Origin of the sequence: Pseudomonas synxantha BG33R, assembly GCF_000263715.2 — a bacterium.
GTDB lineage: Bacteria > Pseudomonadota > Gammaproteobacteria > Pseudomonadales > Pseudomonadaceae > Aquipseudomonas > Aquipseudomonas synxantha_A.
In genome coordinates this window covers 4968155-4989629 of sequence record NZ_CM001514.1, presented here as the reverse complement: position 1 = coordinate 4989629, position 21475 = coordinate 4968155, and the positions used below count along the sequence as shown (strand labels likewise).

18 protein-coding genes and 1 pseudogene are annotated in these 21475 nt (G+C 60.2%); 8 read left to right on the top strand and 11 right to left on the bottom strand.

Features of this window, described 5'->3' with window-relative positions; all coding sequences use genetic code 11:
* Positions 1-44: 44 nt before the first annotated feature.
* The 5 genes and pseudogenes from PSEBG33_RS05770 to PSEBG33_RS30170 form a co-directional block, all read right to left on the bottom strand.
* Entirely contained in the window at positions 45-1154 is a 1110-nt protein-coding gene (locus PSEBG33_RS05770) for a lysylphosphatidylglycerol synthase transmembrane domain-containing protein (protein ID WP_005790959.1), read from the bottom strand.
* Positions 1151-1894, bottom strand: a complete 744-nt coding sequence (locus tag PSEBG33_RS05775; RefSeq protein ID WP_005790957.1) for a DUF2334 domain-containing protein — start codon at positions 1892-1894, stop codon at positions 1151-1153. The genes PSEBG33_RS05770 and PSEBG33_RS05775 overlap by 4 nt, the downstream gene beginning before the upstream one ends.
* Entirely contained in the window at positions 1887-3008 is a 1122-nt protein-coding gene (locus PSEBG33_RS05780) for a glycosyltransferase family 4 protein (protein WP_005790955.1), read from the bottom strand. The genes PSEBG33_RS05775 and PSEBG33_RS05780 overlap by 8 nt, the downstream gene beginning before the upstream one ends.
* A 145-nt stretch (positions 3009-3153) precedes the next feature.
* Positions 3154-3918: a methyl-accepting chemotaxis protein gene (locus PSEBG33_RS30175; RefSeq protein ID WP_371920269.1), complete on the bottom strand. Its 765-nt coding sequence runs from the start codon at positions 3916-3918 to the stop codon at positions 3154-3156.
* A 93-nt stretch (positions 3919-4011) separates the two neighbouring features.
* Positions 4012-5043 (bottom strand): annotated as a pseudogene (locus tag PSEBG33_RS30170) (cache domain-containing protein); the annotation flags it as partial.
* Positions 5044-5248: 205 nt separating this feature from the next.
* On the opposite strand from PSEBG33_RS30170, the gene PSEBG33_RS05790 reads away from it, so the two are divergent.
* Complete coding sequence (locus PSEBG33_RS05790; protein WP_005790951.1) at positions 5249-6727, top strand: helicase HerA-like domain-containing protein; 1479 nt, start codon at positions 5249-5251, stop codon at positions 6725-6727.
* A 3-nt stretch (positions 6728-6730) separates the two neighbouring features.
* On the opposite strand, the gene PSEBG33_RS05795 is transcribed toward PSEBG33_RS05790, so the two are convergent.
* Positions 6731-7186, bottom strand: coding sequence for a DUF721 domain-containing protein (locus tag PSEBG33_RS05795; RefSeq protein WP_005790949.1), 456 nt, complete (start codon positions 7184-7186; stop codon positions 6731-6733).
* Between the two features lie 306 nt (positions 7187-7492).
* On the opposite strand from PSEBG33_RS05795, the gene secA reads away from it, so the two are divergent.
* From secA to PSEBG33_RS05810, 3 genes are all read left to right on the top strand, one after another.
* Positions 7493-10228 carry a preprotein translocase subunit SecA gene (gene secA / locus PSEBG33_RS05800; RefSeq protein WP_005790947.1) on the top strand — a complete coding sequence of 912 codons (2736 nt, stop codon included), beginning with the start codon at positions 7493-7495 and terminating at the stop codon, positions 10226-10228.
* 125 nt (positions 10229-10353) lie between these two features.
* Positions 10354-11571 (top strand): bifunctional glutamate N-acetyltransferase/amino-acid acetyltransferase ArgJ, encoded by a 1218-nt coding sequence (gene argJ, locus PSEBG33_RS05805; RefSeq protein ID WP_005790945.1) that lies wholly within the window; start codon positions 10354-10356, stop codon positions 11569-11571.
* Positions 11572-11590: 19 nt separating this feature from the next.
* Positions 11591-12535, top strand: a complete 945-nt coding sequence (locus PSEBG33_RS05810) for a Nudix family hydrolase (RefSeq protein WP_005790943.1) — start codon at positions 11591-11593, stop codon at positions 12533-12535.
* A 118-nt stretch (positions 12536-12653) separates the two neighbouring features.
* Here PSEBG33_RS05810 and PSEBG33_RS05815 read toward each other — a convergent pair whose 3' ends face one another.
* Genes PSEBG33_RS05815 through PSEBG33_RS05825 form a run of 3 tightly spaced genes read right to left on the bottom strand, consistent with a single transcriptional unit; the run spans position 12654 to position 16235 of the window.
* Positions 12654-13232: a cob(I)yrinic acid a,c-diamide adenosyltransferase gene (locus PSEBG33_RS05815; RefSeq protein ID WP_005790941.1), complete on the bottom strand. Its 579-nt coding sequence runs from the start codon at positions 13230-13232 to the stop codon at positions 12654-12656.
* A gap of 2 nt (positions 13233-13234) precedes the next feature.
* Complete coding sequence (locus PSEBG33_RS05820) at positions 13235-15271, bottom strand: sensor histidine kinase (protein WP_005790939.1); 2037 nt, start codon at positions 15269-15271, stop codon at positions 13235-13237.
* Between the two features lie 46 nt (positions 15272-15317).
* On the bottom strand, positions 15318-16235 hold the full coding sequence (locus PSEBG33_RS05825) for a putative 2-dehydropantoate 2-reductase (RefSeq protein WP_005790937.1): 918 nt from the start codon (positions 16233-16235) through the stop codon (positions 15318-15320).
* 123 nt (positions 16236-16358) lie between these two features.
* Between PSEBG33_RS05825 and PSEBG33_RS05830 the strand changes: the two genes are divergently transcribed.
* Positions 16359-16844, top strand: coding sequence for a YajQ family cyclic di-GMP-binding protein (locus PSEBG33_RS05830; RefSeq protein ID WP_003193880.1), 486 nt, complete (start codon positions 16359-16361; stop codon positions 16842-16844).
* A 136-nt stretch (positions 16845-16980) separates the two neighbouring features.
* The gene (locus tag PSEBG33_RS05835; RefSeq protein WP_005790935.1) at positions 16981-17823 is read left to right on the top strand and encodes a mechanosensitive ion channel family protein; all 843 of its coding nucleotides are present in this window, start codon (positions 16981-16983) and stop codon (positions 17821-17823) included.
* A 182-nt stretch (positions 17824-18005) separates the two neighbouring features.
* Here the strand turns inward: PSEBG33_RS05835 and PSEBG33_RS05840 are convergent, their stop codons facing one another.
* Positions 18006-19304: an OprD family porin gene (locus tag PSEBG33_RS05840; RefSeq protein WP_005790933.1), complete on the bottom strand. Its 1299-nt coding sequence runs from the start codon at positions 19302-19304 to the stop codon at positions 18006-18008.
* A 740-nt stretch (positions 19305-20044) separates the two neighbouring features.
* Between PSEBG33_RS05840 and PSEBG33_RS05845 the strand changes: the two genes are divergently transcribed.
* Entirely contained in the window at positions 20045-20470 is a 426-nt protein-coding gene (locus PSEBG33_RS05845; protein WP_005790926.1) for an HIT domain-containing protein, read from the top strand.
* Positions 20471-20473: 3 nt separating this feature from the next.
* Positions 20474-20680: a SlyX family protein gene (locus PSEBG33_RS05850; RefSeq protein WP_005790924.1), complete on the top strand. Its 207-nt coding sequence runs from the start codon at positions 20474-20476 to the stop codon at positions 20678-20680.
* Positions 20681-20752: 72 nt separating this feature from the next.
* On the opposite strand, the gene PSEBG33_RS29940 is transcribed toward PSEBG33_RS05850, so the two are convergent.
* Complete coding sequence (locus PSEBG33_RS29940; protein WP_005790922.1) at positions 20753-21355, bottom strand: cold-shock protein; 603 nt, start codon at positions 21353-21355, stop codon at positions 20753-20755.
* Positions 21356-21475: the final 120 nt, after the last annotated feature.

Genomic DNA, 21475 nt, shown 5'->3' with positions numbered 1-21475 from the left:
ATCTATGACCGATCCACTCGATAAAGCCACCTCCAGGGCGCCCGCTACGGTGGGCGAGGGTTGTCTGAGTCGCTACGACCCGCAGGCGCTGGGCGCCGAGGATGGTACTGAGTTTCCCGATGCGGCCCGTTTGTGGGAACAGCTGCAGGCGCAGGACGAGCCGCCTGTCGGCCCTGTAAAAGACGCTTGAGCAGCGGCTTGCCGACCATCAGCACAAAGACCGGGGCGCCGGCCAGCAGATAGAAGTAATAGGTGACCGCCCGCCAGATCAGGATTGCCGCTGCCGCAGTGGACTTGCCGACCATGGGGGCCAATAAGGCCGCCGACGTCAGCTCCGCCGCTCCCGCTCCGCCCGGCAGCAGACTGAACTGCCCCGCCGTCAGGGACAGCATTTGGATCAGGAAGCTCAAGGCCCACTGTACATCACCCCCCAAACCGCGCAGCGCCAGGTACAACACGCTGTAGCGCAGCAACCAATGCAGGCTGGTCAGCGCGAACACTCCGAGTAACAAGGGCCAGGGTAATTTCAGCGTGGCAGTGAACGCCGCGAGAAAACGCAGCAACCTGCGAGCCCAGCGCCGACGCGTGGGGGCCCTTACCCTAATGGCCTTGAGTATCGCGCCGGCCAGGCGAATCAGCCGACGATGAAAACGCACCACCGCCAAGCCACTGATGATCCCGCCGATCATCGATATGGCACTGAGCCCCAGCAACCATTCCAGGCGCGGGTTGAGGCTATGGAACAGCGCATACAAAACGATTCCCGCCAAGGCGCACAGAAAAAACAGCAAATCGCTCAACTGGTCCATGGCGAATACCGCGCTCGCGCGGGCAGGGCTTATGCCATTGCGCGCCAGCAACGCCATCAGGGTCAGCGGTCCGCCGCTGCCGCCGGGCGTGGCGCACATGGCGAACTCGGTCGATATCACTGCCCCCAGGCTTTTGAGCCGTCCCAGTTGGCTGCCTTGCTCGCCCAGCAACAGGCGCAGACGCAGGCTGTTGATCAGCCAGCAGCCGATAATCATGGCAAACATCCCCACTAGTTGGGGTAAGGGAAACTGCCGCAGGCGCGCAACCGTTTCGCCGCCGCCCAGCCATACGGGTATCAACAGCGCGACCAAGAGAGCCAATAGCAGCCAGATCAGTCGGCTCATGACTGCGTCTTCAGCCAGGCGGCCTTGGTGTGGGGGCGACGACCCGCGTTGAGCAGGCGTTGCAGGGTTTGCAGCCAATAACCACGGGAAAACTCGTGGCGCATGTCTACCGGGTGCAATCCCAATCGGATCAACGGGGCCTCGCGCCAGCGCTGCTCGCGCCGGTCGCTGAGCACTTTGGACAGCCTGCGGCGCCAGGCGCTGCGGGCGCTCCAGACCAGACCCGGGGCATCGATAGGGGTGAAGTCAGGCAGGCGATAAAGATGCTGCGGGTCGCTGGTGTAGCAAAGCGGTAACTGGCGCAACGCCTGGCGGGTGCCTTCGCTCATCAACCAGGCCGGGGCGACAAAGCCGTGCAACGGCCAGTCATTGCGCTGGAATATTTCGATGCCGGCAGTAAGACGCCGCAACGCCTCGGCCTCGGACAACTGGTAAAACTCGCCTTCATGGGTGTAGATGCGCCGCATGAACCACTCTTTCGGCGAACGCGGCGCAGGTTGGTCGTCGCAGTGGTAATAGCCGTGCAAGGCGAGTTCGTCGCCCTTGGCGATGCGGCTGTCGAGCAGTTGGCGAAAATCGCGGTGGGCTGCCAGGGCATCATGGTGATGGAAGTCTGGCACCACCAGCCAGGTGATGGGCACGTTGCCCAAGGCATCGACGGCCTCGACAAAGGGCCGGTAGTCGGCCCAGGTGCTCGGTGCCACGTCGTGCAGCACCAGCATCAGCGCAGGTTCAGCCATGGGCGAGCATCGGCTTGTGACTGCCCAGCACCGCGTGGTAATGCCCCAGCAGGCTGTCGACCACCGTGTCCCACGCGTAATGCTGCTCGACATGGCGCCGAGCCTGGGCGCCCAAACGCCGGCTGTCGGTGCTGAACAGTTCGCGCACCGAATCGGCCATCGCCTTGGGGTCGTTGGGGGCACACAGCAGGCCACAGCGCTCATCGACAATCTCGGTAAAGGCCCCGGCCGCGACGGCGACGACCGGGATGCCACTGGCCATGGCTTCCAGAATCACCAGGCCGAAGGTTTCCTGGTCGCCACCATGCAACAAGGCGTCGGCGCTGGCCATCAGGCGGGCAACATGGTGGGCGGGGCGGAAACCATCTATCACAGTGACATTGTCCGGCACGCTGGCTGGCATACCGGAGCCCACCAGCAACAAGTGGTAGCCCTCGCCCAGGCGCTTCATGCAGTTGAGCAGTACCGGCAGGTTCTTCTCCTTGGAACCGCGTCCGGCGAAGATCAGCAGCCGTGTATCCTGGCCAATCCCCAGTTCGGCGCGCAGGCCGGGGTCGCGCATATCCGGGGTGAAGGTGTGCAGGTCAACCCCCAGAGGTTGGACGAAGACGTTTTTTACCCCGAGTCCACTGAGTTTGTCGGCCATTACCTGGCTGGGGGCGAGCACCCGGTCAAAATTCCCATAGAGTTTGCTTACATAGGCTTCAACGTTGGGAGTAAACCAGGGACCCATGCGGTTGCTCACCAGCAGCGGCAGGTCGGAGTGGTAGAAGCCGATGACCGGCACATCCAACTGACGCCGGGCATCCAGCGCGGCCCAGGCAGTCAGGTATGGATCGCCGACCTCGATCAGATCGGGCTGTAAATCGTGCAGGACATTTCGCCAGGGCGCCAGGCGAAGGGGGAAGCGGTAACCCTTGCCAAAGGGCAGGGCAGGGGCCGGTACTTTGAAGACCCCGTCCTGTTCGCTCAAGTGCGCGCCGGGGATCAACAGGCTATGGCGAATCCCGGGCTTGAGCGCCAGCCGTCGATGCTTGGCATCGAGGTAAGTGCGTACGCCACCGCTTGCCGGGGCGTAGAACATGGTTATGTCAGCGATATGCACGATGAACATCCCTCCGATCCATTGCTCTCCCTAGATGGACCTGAGGTAAGGATAGATGTTCGGTTTAGATTCGCAGGATGAAGCTGGCGGGAGCGGACAAATGCACTGTGTAGGAGCGAGCTTGCTCGCCCCTACAGGTGGATTAGGGGGGAGCTCAGATCCGGAAGCTACCCACCAATTGCTTCAGGCGCGAGGCCTGTTGTTCCAGGTCCGAGCAGGCGCGCAGCGTCGATTGCAGGTTTTCCACCCCTTCCTGATTGAGGGTGTTGATCTCGGTGATGTCCATGTTGATCGACTCCACTACCGAGGTCTGTTCTTCAGTGGCGGTGGCGACCGACTGGTTCATACCGTCGATCTCGCCAATGCGCTGGGTCACGCTGTTCAAGCGCTCACCGGCCAGGTTGGCGATTTCCACGCTGTCCAGGCTGTGACGCTGGCTTTCACTCATGGTACTGACCGAATCGCGCGCGCCCACTTGTAGCTCCTCGATCATCGTTTGCACCTGTTGCGCCGATTCCTGAGTGCGATGGGCCAGGTTGCGCACTTCATCGGCCACTACCGCAAAGCCACGCCCGGCTTCCCCGGCGCGCGCCGCTTCGATAGCGGCGTTGAGCGCCAGCAGGTTGGTTTGCTGGGAGATGCTGGTGATCACTTCGAGGATCTGGCCGATATTCACTGTCTTGTTGTTAAGTGCTTCGATATTGCTGCTGGAGGCGCTGATCATGCTCGATAACTGCGTCATTGCCTTGATATTGCGCTCAACCACTTGCTGGCCGTCTTCAGCCAAATGTCGGGCGTCGCTGGCCTGATTGGAGGCTTGCGCAGCGTTGCGCGCGATCTCTTGGGCGGCGGCACCCAGTTGGTTGATGGCGGCGGCGACGCTGTTGGTGCGGTTGGCCTGTTCGTCGGAGTTGACCATCGACGAGTTGGAGGCGCTGACCACGCGCAGCGCCACTTCATTGACCTGCTCGGTGGCTGACGACACTTCGCGAATCGAGGTGTGGATGCGCTCGACGAAGCGGTTGAAGGCCGTACCCAGGGTGCCGAACTCATCGTTGTTCTGGATGATCAGGCGCCGGGTCAGGTCGCCCTCGCCGTCGGCGATGTCCTGCATGGCCCGGGTCATCAGGTGCAGCGGTTGCAGCAGCACGCGGATCAACATGCCCAGCAAGGCGATGATGATCACCACCGCGATAATCGTGGCGATCACGGCTGATGTGCGGAACTCACTGAGCATGGCGAACGACTTGGCTTTATCCACCGAAACACCCAGGTACCAGTTCACCGATGGCAGACCCTTGATCGGGGTAAACGTCACGATGTTGGTTTTGCCGTTGGCTTGTACTTCGCTGAAGTCTCTGCTGATCTTCGGCGTGTCCTTTGGATACACGTCAGCCAGGGTCTTCATCACCAGGTTTTTGTCCGGATGCACCAGCACCTTGCCGTCGGCACTGACCAGGAAGGCATAGCCCATGCCGCCAAAATCCAGCGCGCCAATGTTATCCACCAGGGTTTGCAGGCTCAGGTCGCCGCCTACCACACCGACACTTTGGCCGCCCTTGGCGCTGGGGGTGGCCACGGAGATGATCAGTTGCCCGGTGGCCGCGTCTATATAAGGTTCGGTCAGGGTTGAGCCATTGCTGGCCTGGGCGCCTTTGTACCAGGGGCGAACACGCGGGTCGAAACCGTCGGGCATCTTGGTGTCTGGGCGAATGGTGAAGGTGCCCTGGCTGTCACCCACGTAGGTCGCCATGAACGAAGACGTCAGCGCTTTCTGTTCCAGCAGGCCGGCAACCACGGACGGTTCAGGGTTGATGGCAATGTTTTGCGCAGCGTTTTCCACCAGGGCGATACGCCCGGTGAGCCAGGTCTGGATATTGCTGGCGGTAACGTCGCCCATTTCGTGCAGGTAGTTATTGAGGTCGTCACGAATCGCATTGCGCTGCAGGTAGTCGTTGTAAAGGGTAAACAACGCGAAGGCGGCGATGACGATAAGGGAGGCTGCAAGCAGGATCTTGTGGCTGAAGCGCAGATTTTTATTCATGGCTTGTAGGGTCCGCTAAGGTCTTAATATCCGAGGCGCGTCCTATAGGGGAGGCGCAAAATGGCAGCGTTAAAAAAGGTGTGGTATTTCTGGTGATAGCTCCGTTGGTCCATATCGGAATTATCTGACCATTTTTTAGTCTTTGTCGGGCTTACATCCGTCTATATCGACCTCGCGGCACTAAAGATTAACCATAGGTGACGAAATGCCTGACTCCACACAACTGCTTATCGGTGCCGGCCTTGACGGCCAGCCCATCGCCCAGTCCATGCGCCTGGCCAACCGTCACGGGTTGATCGCCGGCGCCACCGGCACCGGCAAGACCGTCACCTTGCAGCGCCTGGCCGAAGCCTTCAGTGATGCGGGCGTGGCGGTGTTCGCCGCCGACATCAAGGGCGACCTCTGTGGCCTGGGCGCCGCCGCCAACCCTCAGGGCAAAGTGGCCGAGCGCATTGCCGGTATGCCGTTCCTGGATTACACGGCCCAGGCGTATCCGGTCACCCTGTGGGATATCCACGGGCAGTCCGGTCATCCGCTGCGCACCACCATCAGCGAAATGGGCCCGTTGTTGCTCGGCAGCTTGTTGGAGCTGACTGACAGCCAGCAATCGGCGCTCTATGCGACCTTCAAGGTGGCCGACCGCGAAGGTTTGTTGCTGCTGGACCTCAAGGATCTCAAGGCACTGCTCAATCACCTGCGCTATCACCCGGAGCTGCTGGGTGACGACGCGGCGTTGATGACCACGGGTTCCAGCCAGGCGCTGTTGCGGCGCCTGGCGGTGCTGGAGCAGCAGGGCGCCGAAGCCTTGTTTGGCGAGCCGGCCCTGCAACTTGAAGATATTCTGCAACCGGCCAGCGATGGCCGCGGTCGCATTCATCTGCTCGATGCCAGCCGGCTCGTGCATGAAGCGCCGAAGGTCTACGCGACCTTCCTGTTGTGGCTGCTGGCAGAGTTGTTCGAGCAATTGCCGGAGCGTGGCGATGCCGACAAACCGCTGCTGGCGCTGTTTTTCGACGAGGCGCATTTGCTGTTCGCGGATACGCCAAAAGCCTTGCAGGAACGTCTGGAGCAAGTCGTACGCTTGATCCGCTCCAAAGGCGTCGGCGTGTACTTTGTCACCCAATCGCCGGGCGACTTGCCGGATACGGTGCTGGCGCAACTGGGTTTGCGCATTCAGCATGGTTTGCGTGCGTTCACCGCCAAAGAGCAGAAATCCCTGCGGGCGGTGGCCGACGGTTTCCGGCCCAACCCGACCTTCGATACCTTATCGGTGCTCACAGAGTTGGGGACGGGTGAGGCGTTGGTGGGAACCTTGCAGGAAAAGGGCACCCCGGAAGTCGTCCAGCGCGTACTGGTTGCTCCGCCGCAATCGCGGATCGGACCGCTCAGCGCAGCAGAGCGTGCGGCATTGGTCGCCAGTTCGCCGCTGTTGGGCCGCTATGACAAGCCGGTTGACCGGGAGTCGGCCTATGAAGTGCTGATGGCTCGCAAGGAACTTGGGCCCACCGAGGAAACCGCACCGACCGCCGAAGAACCGAGCTTTACCGACAAGGCCGGTGCATTCCTGGGGACTACTGCCGGCAAGGCGCTGAAGTCAGCCATGCAGCAGGCGGCCAATCAAATGGGGCGCCAGTTGGTGCGTGGCCTGTTGGGCTCGTTGCTGGGCGGCAGCAAACGCAAGTAGTGTTCAGGCTTTGGGCCGGGCATGGGCGGCCAGCCGTTCCAGGGCTGCGCGCAAGCCTGGGTCGCTGATCCCTTCGGCGGTTGCCTGGAGGGTTTCGGCCGCATTTTCCGACAGGTCCATCGTATGCCCCACTGCGCCTTGCGGCACGGTGGGCGGCTGTACCTTGAACTGAATGCGCGTCAAACCGGCGAACTCATCAAAGACCATCAACTGGCGCTGCAAGCGTTTTTGCTGATAGCGCAAGCGTGTGGCCCAATGGCCATCAGTGACAATTAATAGCAGATTGCCTTCTCGCCAGGACGCCACATGACAATGCTCACGTGCGGCCGGTTGCAACTGGCTTTCAAGCAGGCGCTGCAAACGGCCCAAGCGTTGCGCATGGCCAAAGATGGCTTTCAACGGCTTGGCTTCGCGAAGCAACACGCCGGGAGCGCGGGCTGTAAGAGGGCGAAATGCCATGTTTAGACACCTTAGGTAACAGAGCGGTTATCTTACCAGAAAGCGCCGGTACGCCCCGCAGCCATGCATTGGCTGGGCTTTACCCATGAAATCAATAAGTAACTTCTGCGCTCTATGGGTTGAAGTTCGCGCAAAAGCCCTTATTTTAAACAAGCCCTCTCATAGCGCCGCGCCTGCATCGGGAAACAACGTTACTTTCCTCACCCACGATTCCGGGTAGAATGCGCGTTCGCAATGCGGCCGTGAGGGCTGCTCGGGCCACTCACGGTGCGCCCTCCATCCCTATGTGTGGAAGAACCTGCCGATATGTTTGCGCCTTTGTTAAAGAAACTTTTTGGAAGCAAGAATGAGCGCGAAGTCAAACGCATGCTCAAGACGGTGCAGCTGGTCAATGCCTTCGAGGAGCAGATGGTTGCTCTGTCGGACGAGCAATTGCGCGCCAAGACCCAAGAGTTCAAGGCCCGCATAGCCAAAGGTGAAACCCTCGACAAGCTGCTGCCCGAAGCCTTCGCGGTCGCCCGCGAAGCCGGTAAGCGCGTTATGGGCATGCGCCACTTCGACGTCCAGTTGATCGGCGGCATGACCTTGCATGAAGGCATGATTGCCGAAATGCGTACCGGTGAAGGCAAGACCCTGGTGGCAACCCTGGGCGTTTACCTCAACGCACTGTCCGGCAAGGGCGTGCACGTTGTGACGGTGAACGACTACCTGGCCCGCCGGGACGCCAACTGGATGCGCCCGCTGTATGAATTCCTCGGCCTGACCGTCGGCGTGGTAACGCCGTTCCAACCGCCGGAAGAGAAGCGCGCTGCCTACGCCGCCGATATCACCTACGGCACCAACAACGAATTCGGTTTCGACTACCTGCGCGACAACATGGCGTTCAGCATGGAAGAAAAATTCCAGCGTGAACTCAACTTTGCCGTGATCGACGAAGTCGACTCCATCCTCATCGACGAAGCCCGTACGCCGCTGATCATCTCCGGCCAGGCCGAAGACAGCTCGCGCCTGTACACCGAGATCAACAAGTTGATCCCGCGCCTGGAGCAGCACATCGAGGAAGTCGAAGGCGTGGTGACCAAAGAAGGTCACTTCACCATCGACGAGAAGACCCGCCAGGTCGAACTCAACGAAGCCGGTCACCAGTTCGTCGAAGAGATGCTGACCCAGATCGGCGAACTGGCCGAGGGTGAAAGCCTGTACTCGGCGCACAACCTGGGCCTGTTGACCCACGTTTACGCCGGCCTGCGCGCCCACAAGCTGTTCCATCGCAACGTCGAATACATCGTGCAGGACGGCCAGGTCGTGCTGGTTGACGAACACACCGGTCGTACCATGCCCGGTCGCCGTCTGTCCGAAGGCCTGCACCAGGCCATCGAAGCGAAGGAGCACCTCAACATCCAGGCCGAAAGCCAGACGTTGGCGTCCACCACCTTCCAGAACTACTTCCGTCTGTACAACAAACTGTCCGGCATGACCGGTACGGCCGACACTGAAGCGTTCGAGTTCCACCAGATCTACAACCTGGCCGTGATGGTCATCCCGCCGAACAAACCGTTGGCGCGTAAAGACTACAACGACCTGGTGTTCCTGACTGCCGAAGAGAAATACGCGGCGATCATCAATGACATCAAGGATGGCATGGCCAAGGGCCGCCCGATCCTGGTGGGTACCGCCACCATCGAGACCTCCGAGCACGTGTCCAACCTGCTCAACAAGGAAGGCATCGAGCACAAGGTACTCAACGCCAAGTTCCACGAAAAAGAAGCCGAGATCATCGCCCAGGCCGGTCGCCCAGGCGCACTGACCATCGCCACCAACATGGCCGGTCGTGGTACCGACATCCTGTTGGGCGGTAACTGGGAAGTGGAAGTGGCCTCGCTCGACAACCCGACCCCTGAGCAGATCGCCCAGATCAAGGCTGACTGGCAGAAGCGCCACCAGGCCGTGCTGGAATCCGGTGGCTTGCAGGTGATCGCCTCCGAGCGTCACGAGTCGCGCCGTATCGACAACCAGCTGCGTGGCCGTGCCGGCCGTCAGGGTGACGCCGGTTCCAGCCGTTTCTACCTGTCGCTGGAAGACAGCCTGATGCGCATCTTCGCCTCTGATCGGGTGAAGAACTTCATGAAGGCCCTGGGCATGCAGTCCGGTGAAGCGATCGAGCACCGCATGGTGACCAACGCCATCGAGAAAGCCCAGCGCAAGGTCGAAGGCCGCAACTTCGACATTCGCAAGCAACTGCTCGAGTTCGATGACGTCAACAACGAACAGCGTAAAGTGATTTATCACATGCGTAACACGTTGCTGGCCGCCGACAATATTGGCGAGACCATCGCTGACTTCCGTCAGGACGTGCTCAACGCTACCGTCAGCGCCCATATCCCGCCACAGTCCCTGCCTGAGCAGTGGGATGTTGCCGGCCTGGAAGCCGCGTTGAAGAGCGACTTCGGTGTCGACTTGCCGGTTCAGCAATGGCTGGACGAAGACGACCACCTGTACGAAGAAACCCTGCGCGAAAAACTGATGGCCGAACTGCTGGCCGCGTACAACGAGAAAGAAGAGCAGGCGAGTGCCGAAGCACTGCGCACCTTCGAGAAGCAAATCGTGCTGCGCGTGCTGGACGACCTGTGGAAAGACCACCTGTCGACCATGGACCACCTGCGTCACGGCATCCACCTGCGCGGTTACGCCCAGAAGAACCCGAAGCAGGAGTACAAGCGCGAGTCGTTCACGCTGTTCTCCGAGCTGCTGGATTCGATCAAGCGCGATTCGATTCGCGTGCTGTCCCACGTTCAGGTGCGTCGCGAAGACCCGATCGAGGAAGAGGCACGCCTGCGTCAGGAAGCCGAGGCACTGGCTGCGCGCATGCAGTTCCAGCATGACGAGGCTCCGGGCCTGGAAGCGCCTGAAGCGTTGGGTGAAGAGGTCGACGTGGCCCTGGCTCAAAGCCCGGTTCGCAATGATCAGAAACTGGGCCGCAACGAGCTGTGCTTCTGCGGTTCGGGCAAGAAATACAAACACTGCCACGGCCAGATCGAATAAGATTTTCGCCTGACGCTGCAACACCCCCGCGCCGCGACCGGCACCAGCCGTCGCGGCGTTTTGCCATTAATTCCCACCGTCGATAGCGACGGCACAGACATCATCTATATTCAAGGAGCGCATACATGGCTGTTGGTCTTGGTCCTTTGCCCACATTGCACCCGGTCGCCGGTTTTGAACTCGGTATCGCTTCGGCCGGCATCAAGCGCCCGGGGCGCAAGGATGTGGTAGTGATGCGCTGTGCCGAAGGCTCGACCGTGGCAGGTGTATTCACCCTCAACGCCTTTTGCGCCGCGCCAGTGATCCTGGCCAAGCAGCGGGTGGCCGGGTCGATTCGCTACCTGCTGACCAATACCGGCAACGCCAACGCCGGCACCGGCGAGCCTGGCCTGGTGGCGGCTGCGCGCACCTGCGCCAAGCTGGCGCAACTGGCCGGCGTGGACGCCAGCCAAGTGCTGCCGTACTCCACCGGCGTGATCGGTGAGCCGCTGCCAGTGGAAAAAATCGAAGGCGCCCTTCAGGCTGCGCTGGATGACCTGTCTGTGGATAACTGGGCGGCTGCGGCCACCGGCATCATGACCACCGACACCTTGCCAAAAGGCGCGAGCCGCCAGTTCGTGCATGACGGCGTGACCGTCACCGTGACCGGTATCAGCAAGGGCGCAGGCATGATCCGTCCAAACATGGCCACCATGCTCGGTTATATCGCCACCGACGCCAAAGTCTCCCGCGATGTGCTGCAGCGCCTGATGCTCGATGGCGCCAACAAGTCGTTCAACCGCATCACCATCGACGGCGACACCTCCACCAACGACTGCTGCATGCTGATCGCCACTGGCCAGGCCAACTTGCCGGAAATCACGTCCACCGAAGGCCCGCTGTTCGCGGCGTTGAAACAGGCCGTGTTTGAAGTGTGCATGGAGGTGGCCCAGGCCATCGTGCGCGACGGCGAGGGCGCGACCAAGTTCGTCACGGTTGAAGTCAATGGCGGCGGCAACCATCAGGAATGCCTGGATGTGGGTTACACCGTGGCTCACTCACCGCTGATCAAGACCGCACTGTTTGCATCGGACCCTAACTGGGGGCGTATCCTGGCCGCCGTTGGCCGTGCCGGCGTGCCGGACCTGGACGTGAGCAAGATCGACGTGTTCCTGGGCGACGTATGCATCGCCAGCCGCGGTGCTCGTGCCGAAACCTACACCGAAGCCCAAGGCTCGGCGGTGATGCAGCAGGAAGAAATCACCATCCGCATCGAACTGGGCCGCGGCGAGTGCAGCGAAACCATCTGGACTACCGACCTGTCCCACGAATACGTGAAGATCAACGCGGAATACCGTACCTGATACCAAGAGGAAACTGGTGGTGAAACGAGTGCATGTAGCAGCAGCGGTGATCCGCGGTGTCGACGGCAGGATCCTGTTGGCGCGCCGTGCCGATACCCAGCATCAAGGCGGCCTCTGGGAATTTCCCGGAGGCAAGGTGGAGGCCGATGAGTCGGTCGCCACGGCCTTGTCCCGTGAATTGCAGGAAGAGCTGGGCATCCAGGTCACCACGGCGCGGCCGCTGATCAAGGTGCAGCACGACTACCCGGACAAGCAGGTATTGCTGGATGTCTGGGAAGTCTCGGCTTTTACCGGCGAGCCTCATGGGGCCGAAGGGCAGCCGTTGGAATGGGTGTCGCCGCGGGACTTGCTCAACTACGAGTTCCCGGCGGCGAATGCGCCGATTGTTGCTGCTGCGCGCCTGCCCGCCGAGTACCTGATCACCCCCGGTGAGCTGGAAACCCCGATGTTGTTGCGCGGTATCCAGAAGGCCATCGCCGGTGGCATCAAGCTGGTTCAACTGCGTGCGCCCAACGGTTATGACCCCAAATACCGCGATCTGGCGGTGGACGCGGTGGGCCTGTGTGCCGGCAAGGCACAACTGATGCTCAAGGGGCCGTTCGAATGGCTGGGGGATTTCCCTGCCGCCGGCTGGCACATGACCTCGGCGCAACTGCGTAAGTATGCGAGCAAAGGCCGACCGCTGCCGAAGGATCGCTGGTTGGCGGCTTCTTGCCACAACGCCGAAGAGCTGGCACTGGCAGAGATGATGGACGTGGACTTTGTCACGCTGTCGCCGGTACAGCCGACCCAGACGCATCCGGATGCGCAGCCTTTAGGTTGGGAGCAGGCGGCTGAGTTGATCGCCGGCTTCAGTAAGCCGGTGTTTCTGCTGGGCGGGGTTGGGCCTGCGCAGCGGGAGCAGGCCTGGGAAGCCGGGGCGCAAGGCGTGGCTGGGATTCGGGCGTTCTGGCCGCAGGTTTGATGTTGCGCTGACGGGCCCTATCGGGAGCAAGCCCCCTCCCACACTTGAATGTATTCACAATTCAAAATGTGGGAGGGGGCTTGCTCCCGATGAGGTCTTGCCAGTCACCCGATAAATCTCAGTGTGGCTTGGCAGCCGCCTGCCACAACACTTCAGCAACACCTTGGCGCCGGGCAATCACCCTGGCCGCCACAAACAACAGATCCGACAACCGATTGATATACGCCAATCCCACCCCCTCCAGCGGCTCCAGCGCATTCAGGTGCTGACACCGCCGCTCCGCACTGCGCGCCAGGCTACGACACACATGGGCTTGGGCGATCAACGCCGAGCCGCCAGGCAGGATGAAGTTCTCCAGCGGCCCAACCTCCTCATTCCAGCGATCAATCGCCGCTTCCAGCCGATCCACTTCCGCCGCATTCAATGCCTTGTACACCGGCATCGCCAGCTCGCCGCCCAGGTCGAACAGGCGATGTTGGCAAGGTGTGAGCACCTCAATCACATCCATTAGCGCCGGGTGCTTGCCGCTTTGCTCTTCAAGGTTGGCCAGCAGCAAGCCCAACTGGCTGTTCAGCGTATCCACCTCGCCAATCGCCTCCACGCGTGGGTGGTCCTTGGGTACGCGGCGGCCGTCGCCGAGGCCGGTCTCGCCCTTGTCGCCGGTACGGGTGTAGATCTTCGACAGGCGAAAGCCCATGGTCAGTGCTCCAGTTGGGTAAGTTCAGTGGGGGGCAATTGGCTGCCGGCAAGCGGCAGGCGCAAGGTAAAGCACGTGCCCTGGCCCAGGGTGGAATGCACTTCCATCTGGCCCTTGTGGTTGTTGGTAATGATGAAATACGACACCGACAGCCCAAGCCCGGTGCCCTGGCCGATTTCCTTGGTGGTGAAGAACGGCTCGAACGTGCGTTTGCGCACGTTTTCGCTCATGCCGATGCCGTTGTCTTCCACCTGGATTTCTGCCCACGGCGGGTTGAGGCGGGTGCGCAGGATAATGCGCCCCGGTTCGCTGTCGTCTTCACGCAGGTGAATGGCCTGGGCGGCGTTCTTCAGCAAATTGAGCAGCACTTGTTCCAGCTCGTTGGCGGTGCCGGGCACGGGGCCCAGTTGCGGGTCGAACTGGCGGATGATCGCTTGGCCCTTGAAGTCGAAGCCGATGGTGAGGTCGAAATCGTTGCCGGCGATTTCCACGGCCTGGTCGATCAAGGCCGGCAAATCGCAGGGCGCCATCTGGCGATTGCTGCGCCGGCTGAAGCTGAGCATGTGGGTGACGATTTTCGCGGCGCGGGCGCCAGCTTGCTGAATGCCGTCGAGCAACTGCGGGACTTCGCGGCCTTGCAGGTAGCGATTGACCGTATCCAGTTCAATCCCCACTTGCTCGGCGAGCTCCAGGTTCTTGGGCAGGTCGGGAGACAGGCGGCGGCGAATGTTCTGCACGTTATGCAGGATGGCGCCCAGAGGGTTGTTGATCTCATGGGCCATACCGGCCGCGAGGCCGCCGACCGAGAGCATCTTCTCAGATTGCACCATCATTTCTTCCAGGGACAGGCGCTGGGTGATGTCGTCGATCCGGATCACCACGCCGCGCCCGGCACCGCCCATCAATGGATAGAACGTCAGGGCGTAATGCTTGGGCTCGTCGTCCTTGATCCAGGTGACCCGTTCTATCCGCTCCACCGAGTGTTGCTCCACCGTTGCCTTGATTTGTGGCAGGTACGGCTTGAGCGGCTGGAAGGCCAGAAAGATCGGCTGGTTCAGGGCTTCGTCCAGGCGCGTGCCGGAGAGAGCAGTGGCCTCCTGGTTCCACTGAGTGACGTAGAGCTGTTCATCCAGTGCGATCAGCGCCGAGGGCATCGAGTCGATGATGCTGTTGAGGTAGTTCTGGAAACCGGTGAGTTTTTTCTCGATCTTGCTGCGCACCTGGACTTCCAGTTCCAGCTTGCGGTTGGTATGCCGGGTTTCTTCGGCCAAACCCTGGGCCTGGTCGTAGGCGGCCTGGGAATCGTCACGCGCACGCTTGAGCTGCTGCTCGCGGGCTTCGATACGCGACAGCATGGTGTTGAAGGCTTCGGCCAGGCTGCCGATTTCATCATGGTTGCCAGGCCCGGCACGCAGGGCGTAGTTCTCTTCGCGGGTGACCTGGCGCGAAAGCTCTTCCAGTTCATGGATGGGGCGGGTAATCAGGCGTTTGATCTGCCGGGCGATGACCAGCCACAGCAACACACTGAAAATCAGGATGCCCAGGCTCGCGGTCAGTGTGCCGGTATAAAAGGCCACCGGCAGCTCACTACTGGCCACCAGCAGCAAATGCCCGGAAGGCTGGGCGCCACGGGGCAGGGTGATGACCTGATTGCTACGAAATTCGGTAACACGCCACGCTTCGATATGCCGGTAGTGGTCCGGCAGGTGCAGGCGGTCGCCGTGTTGCATCTGCGCCAGGCGGTTGCCTTCGCCGTCATACAGGGCGGCGGCGCGCAACGGTGAATAGCTGGTCAGTTCGTTGAGCAGTGCCTCGGCCCTGGTCGGGGATTCAAGCGCCTGTTCGGCAAGCGACGGGTTGGACACCAGCCGACCGATGGCCTGCAAGGCCTGGGGGGCCATGCTTTCCTGGGAGATCCAGTAAGCGGCGCTGATAAACGTCAGGTTGGCCACCAGCAATACGGTGGTCAACAGTACTAGCAGGGCCGCCAGCAGTTTCTGCCCTACCGGTAGATTTTCAAGACGCTGGCGCAATGGCATCAGGGTTTTCCCAGGTGATAGACAGGTAGGCAGGGTAGCGCGTGCCTCAGTCGCTGGCCAATCCGCGTGCGAGCAAATGCGCCACCAGCCGCGCGTGCACCTGTTGCAGATGCGGCACTGCCAACTGATGGCGTGCCGCGGCCTGGCAAGCGTAGCCCAGCAGGTAACTGATCTCGGTACGTCGGGCGTTGGCGACGTCCTGGTACATGGAGGAATAGTTGGCGGCGGTGGCCTGGATCACTCGCTCGACTTCGCTGTGCAAGTCCTGTGCACCCGCAGGCTGGCCGCAGCGCTCCAGCAGTTCGGCCAGTTCGGCGCAGAGCGTGGCGACCTCGCAGTGGTGGGCGCTCAAACCGCCGTTGCGGCAGTGGTACAGCACGGTCAGTGGGTTGATGGCGCAATTGAGCGCGAGCTTGCGCCACAGGCGCGTCAGGATATCGGTGGCCCATTCATGGGGAATGCCCGCCGCTTGCAGATCATCCAGCCACAGCGGTGGGGTGGGATGGCTCGCGTCACCCAGCCAAGTGTAGCCATGGCCGGCGAATACCACGCGCCAATCGCCATCGCGAAATGCACCTTCAGTACTGGAGGCAAAGATGCAGCGCGCCGACGGCCATTGCGCAGCCACCGCGTCCTGGCTGCCGAGGCCGTTTTGCAGCAGGATCAATTCGGCGTCCGGCGCCAGCCGATGCTGCAACTGGGCGATGGCGCTTTGAGCGTCGTAGGCTTTGCATGCTACTAGCAGACGCCGAATCGGCTCCGGGCTGTCAGGCGTTTCGCCGATGACCGGATAAGTCTGTTCCACACCGCGTTCCACCAGGGTCAGCCCTTGGCTGGCGCGATAGCTGGCCAGGCGCGCCTGGTTACGAAGAATCAGCCTGACAGGCACGCCGGCGCGCGCCAATCGCGTGGCCCAGAGGGTGCCCAGGCTGCCGGCGCCAAGAATATGCCAGGGGGTCGACATCAGTGTGTGCTCCATAAGGTCGCCAGCGGTGAACGGCGCGAAAGAACCGCTATAATGCCCCGGCATTTTAGCTCGGGCGCGCTCCATCTCTACTGAGCCTGCCCCTTATATTGGAGAAATCACATGCCTTCGTTCGACGTGGTATCTGAACTGGACAAACACGAAGTCACCAACGCCGTCGAGAACGCCGTCAAGGAACTGGACCGTCGCTATGACCTGAAAGGCAAGGGCAGCTTCGAATTCAAGGAAAAGGAACTGACCGTCAACCTGACCGCTGAAGCCGATTTCCAGCTGGAAGCGATGATCGAGATCCTCAAGCTGGCCCTGGTCAAGCGCAAGATCGACGTGCAGTGCCTTGAAGTCAAGGACGCCTATGCTTCCGGCAAGCTGATGAAGCAGGAAGCCGTGCTCAAGGAAGGCATCGACAAGGAACTGGCGAAGAAGATCGTCGCCCACATCAAGGACGCCAAGCTCAAGGTCCAGGCCGCCATTCAGGGCGAGCAGGTTCGCGTCACCGGCAAGAAGCGCGATGATCTGCAAGAGGCCATCGCGGCCCTGCGTGCCAAGACTTTCGATATGCCGCTGCAGTTCAATAACTTCCGCGACTGATGGCACTCTGGGGAACCTGTGGGTATTTTTGACGTCCCACGCCCCAGAATCAGTGCCTGCAATTGAGCCCTTCGGGGCTCAATTGCGTTTTCAGGCAGTCAATAGAGCCCTATCGCCGCACCACAGGAGAAAGTAGATGGATTTGAACGCTGAAATGGATCACCTGATCAAGACCTCTCAGTCTTGGATCCCCATGATCATGGAATATGGCAGCCGGGTATTGCTGGCAGTGATCACCCTGGCCATTGGCTGGTGGCTGATCAATGTCTTTACCCATCGCGTAGGCCGTTTGCTGGCCGTGCGCAACGCCGACCTGGCGCTGCAGCACTTCGTCACCAGCCTGGCGAACATTGCGCTGAAAGTCATGCTGATCGTCAGCGTGGCCTCGATGATCGGCGTGGCAACCACCTCGTTCGTCGCCGCCATCGGTGCGGCAACCCTGGCGATCGGCCTGGCATTGCAGGGCAGCCTGGCGAACTTCGCTGGTGGTGTGCTGATTCTGCTGTTCCGTCCGTTCCGCATCGGTGACTGGATCGAAGCCCAGGGCACCTCGGGTACCGTCGATAGCATCCAGATCTTCCACACGGTGATCCGTACCGGTGACAACAAGACAGTGATCGTGCCGAACGGCATCCTGTCCAATGGCATCATCACCAACACCAACCGCCAGCCAACCCGCAAAGTAGTGTTTGATGTAGGCGTGGACTATGAGGCCGACCTGCAAAAAGCCCGTGAAGTGTTGCTGGAGCTGGCCAAAGACCCACGCGTGCTGGCTGATCCTGCGCCTGTAGCGGTGGTATCGACCCTGGGCGACAGCTCCATCACCGTTTCGCTGCGCTGCTGGACCAATACCCCGGATTATTGGGACGTGGTGTTTATGTTTAATGAACTGGCACGTGACCGTTTGAAAGCGGCAGGGATTGATATTCCGTTCCCACAACGGGTTATTCGCGTGATGCAGGAAAGTGCGCCGAAATAACTTGGCGTACTGCTATCGAAGTTGGCCGAAAGGTCAGCTTTGATAAACTAGTTACTTAGCTTGCTAGTTGTTTTGCTGGTTGAAATAAAACTGCAATAAAAAAGCCGCTCCCTGTTTAAACAGAGGAGCGGCTTTTTGTTTAAGGCCGAAGCCTCAAGCCATCGTTGTAATTAAACCGGCAATTACAAGATGTTCAGCGGGTAGTTCGCGATCAGACGCAGCTCGTCGATCGACGGCGAACCGTAGTAAACGCCATCCCCGGAACGATAAGTCGCTTGACGCAGGCGCAGGCTCAGGTTTTTTGCCGGGCCGCTCTGGATCACGTACTTGGCTTCGATGTCGCGTTCCCATTCTTTGCCGTTGCTGGTAGTGCCGGTGTTGGCGCCGCTACCGGTAACGTAACGCGTCATGAAGCTCAGGCCAGGAATGCCGAAGGTTGCCATGTTGATGTCATAGCGCGCCTGGTAGGACTTCTCGCCTTCGGCGTTGAAGTCGGAACGGGCGATGGAGTTGGCCAGGAACACCGTGCCGCCGCCGTCTACGCCGTAGCCGTAGTCGCCGTCACCGGTAACCTTCTGGGCTGCCAGGGTGAAGGTGTGTGCGCCGATGGTGTAGGCACCCTGCAAGCTGAACGCGCGGTTGTCGAGCTTGGTCACGCCATCCTTCTCTGCACGTTGCAGGCCGGCGCCATCGCTCTTGGTGTCGTAGATGTTGAAGTCCAGCGCGAACGACTGGTCATCGCTCAGGGCGTGGGTCCAGTTCAGGTTGCTGTAGTACTTGCGGAAGTAATCTTCGGTTTTCGCGTAGTACAGGCTACCGGTGACTTCTGGAGTGAAGGCATAGACGCCGCCGACAAAGTCGGTTTTGGTCAGGCCCAGGCTGTCGTGGTAGGTCTGCGCCTGCGCGACGCTTGAGGTGAAGTGGCCGCCCTCAAGCTTCAGGCCCTTGATCTCGTTGCTGGTGATCGAGATACCTTGTGGCAGCTCCGGCAACAGACGGCTGTCATCAGAGGCGAACACCGGTGCGGTGGTGTATTGGTCACCCACTTTCAACACGGTATTGGAGATGCGGAACTTAACTGCGCCGCCGCCTTTGGAGTAGTCGTCCTGGGAGCGACCGTCGGAACCGGTAGGGAACAGACCCGTGCCGGCGCGACCCTTGCCGCTGTCGAGCTTGAGGCCCATCAGGCCGATCACGTCCACACCGACACCGATGGTGCCCTGGGTGAAGCCGGATTCGTACAGGGCATTGAAGCCCAGGCCGGTTTCTTCGGCGCGGCTTTTACGCTTGCCGTTGACGGTGCTGTAACCGCCCCCTGGCTCATTACGGAAGTCGCGGCTGAAGTACAGAGCGCGAGTATTGATGCTGAAAGTACTGTCTTCAACAAAGCCCTTGGAATCGTCCTGGGCGGACGCCATTGCGAACTGCGAGGTGCCTGCTGAAACAGCCAGGGCGATCATGCTCCACTTCATCACGCGCATCGTGATTTGCTCCTTTGGTTTTAGGAAGAGTACTGCCGTCCCACCTGTATTTTTATCTGGGCGGCTCTTTCTTTTTGTGCCGGCGCAAAGTTATCTCACGCAGGCTCTATTGACGATACTTACTCAATTATCCTTTCAGCTTCTTTACGAGGCTGTCGTAAATCGCTAGATCCATGTCGCAAATTCACAGCCCAAAATGTATCCAGGCTGACAACTTCAATGCTGTTTTCAGACTTCTTTCAAAGTTTGAACACTTCCTTGATACACACTGAAACGCCACTACTTTTATCGCGAAACACCTGCTTCCAAACGGGTGCCGTTGCCGACGATACGGGGGTGAATGCAACAAGCGTGCTCAAACCTGCGACCGAATGTCATTTTTTCGTGAAAAACGTGATGGGAATGTAAAAACCGCATAAGCACGGGCCTCTTACGCCGTTTGGTTTGGGCTTGACGTCCAGGGTGTTACCACTGTCGGGTGCCGCGCAAAACCTTCACTTGGGTAAAACGTTACCGGTTCACCCCCATCAGTGGGTAATTGGCGGATCCCTTTGACGCACGAATGGGTCATTTTGGTGCGTGCCGTAAAGGCCCGGTCTAGCGTAGATCAACTGTTTTTCTGCCTCCAAAAGGTGCATTTTTTACCCGCCTGCCTCAACAGTGCCAGGATTGGCCGTGAAGCCTTGGGCGTTCAAAGGTATGCTGGGCGCCTGTCCCGACCTGCCGAACGGAGTGTCCACGTGTTCGCCTTAGATCAACGCCTGCAACAAGACACCTTGGCCATTGGGGACTTCCCGCTCTGTCGCCTGCTAATGTCCAATGACGCCAATTACCCCTGGTTCATTCTGGTGCCACGCATCGACGGTATCAGCGAAGTGTTTCAACTGGATGTCGCAGATCAACAAACCTTGTGGCAAGAAACAACGGCCCTGGCGCAACTGCTTAACGAGGGGCTGGCCGCTGACAAGATGAACATCGGTGCGCTGGGTAACGTCGTCAGCCAATTACACGTGCATGTGATTGTGCGCAAACGCGATGACGCCGCCTGGCCGGCACCGGTGTGGGGCAAGCACCCGGCCCGGCCCTATACCCAAGAGCAAGTGGCGGCGATTCGCGCTCGATTGCGTGCGCTGTTGCCTGCCGACTTCATCTTTACCCAGGACTGAATCATGGACCTGCAAGAGCGCGTTACCGACCTGGAAAGCCGCCTGGCCTTCCAGGACGACACCATCGAGACCCTCAACGACATCCTGGTCACACAGCAGCGGGCGGTTGAACGCCTGCAATTGCAAATGACGGCCTTGCTCAAGCGCCAGGAAGAAATGGGCGGTCAGTTCGAGTCATCTGAAGAAGAAGCACCGCCGCCGCACTATTGAAATGCACAGGCCATAAAAAACCGCGATCCAGCCAACGCCGGATCGCGGTTTTTTTGCTGCGAAGGCTTGGGATCAGCGACGCGGCAGGGCAGCGATGACGTCTTCGGCTTGCAGGCCCTTGTCACGGTTCATCACCGAGAACTCCACGCGCTGGCCTTCGACCAGCACGCGATGGCCTTCGCCACGGATAGCCCGGAAGTGGACGAAGATATCGTCGCCCGAATCGCGGGAAATGAAGCCGAAGCCTTTGGAGGTGTTGAACCACTTGACGGTACCGGTATCCCGGTTGGTCATGTCGTAGTTTTGCGACGCGGCCGCCGGAGACGAACGGTAGAAGCTGATGGCCAGGTGAAGAACAATGGCAACCACAGCAATCACCAGGCTGAGCAGGATAGCCGGATGGCCACCCACTTCAGGCATAGGCGCCAAAAGGGTGAGGGTTTGAACAACAACAGTCAGCACCAGCAGCGCACTGACCAGGTTTTGCAGTTGATGACGCGTGCCTTTGTTCCAGTAAGGGATTACCGGTGCGAGCGTCAGGTTAAGAAGGCCGAACAAGGCCAGGTACAGAGCGTCATGTTGTTGCAGGTAGGGCAGGCTTTCAGGCTGCAGGCTCGGGATAAAGGACAGCAGCAAAGCTGCAACGCCCGTTAGCAGGTGGACGATTTTCAACATTTTGATTAACTCACGTTAAGACGGATCACAAGGAAGAGCTGACTGGCACGGTTCGCTTCTGAACAATGGGAGGCGTTGAGCACGTGCGCGGGTATCAGCCTATGTGAAGTGCCGCAGGAA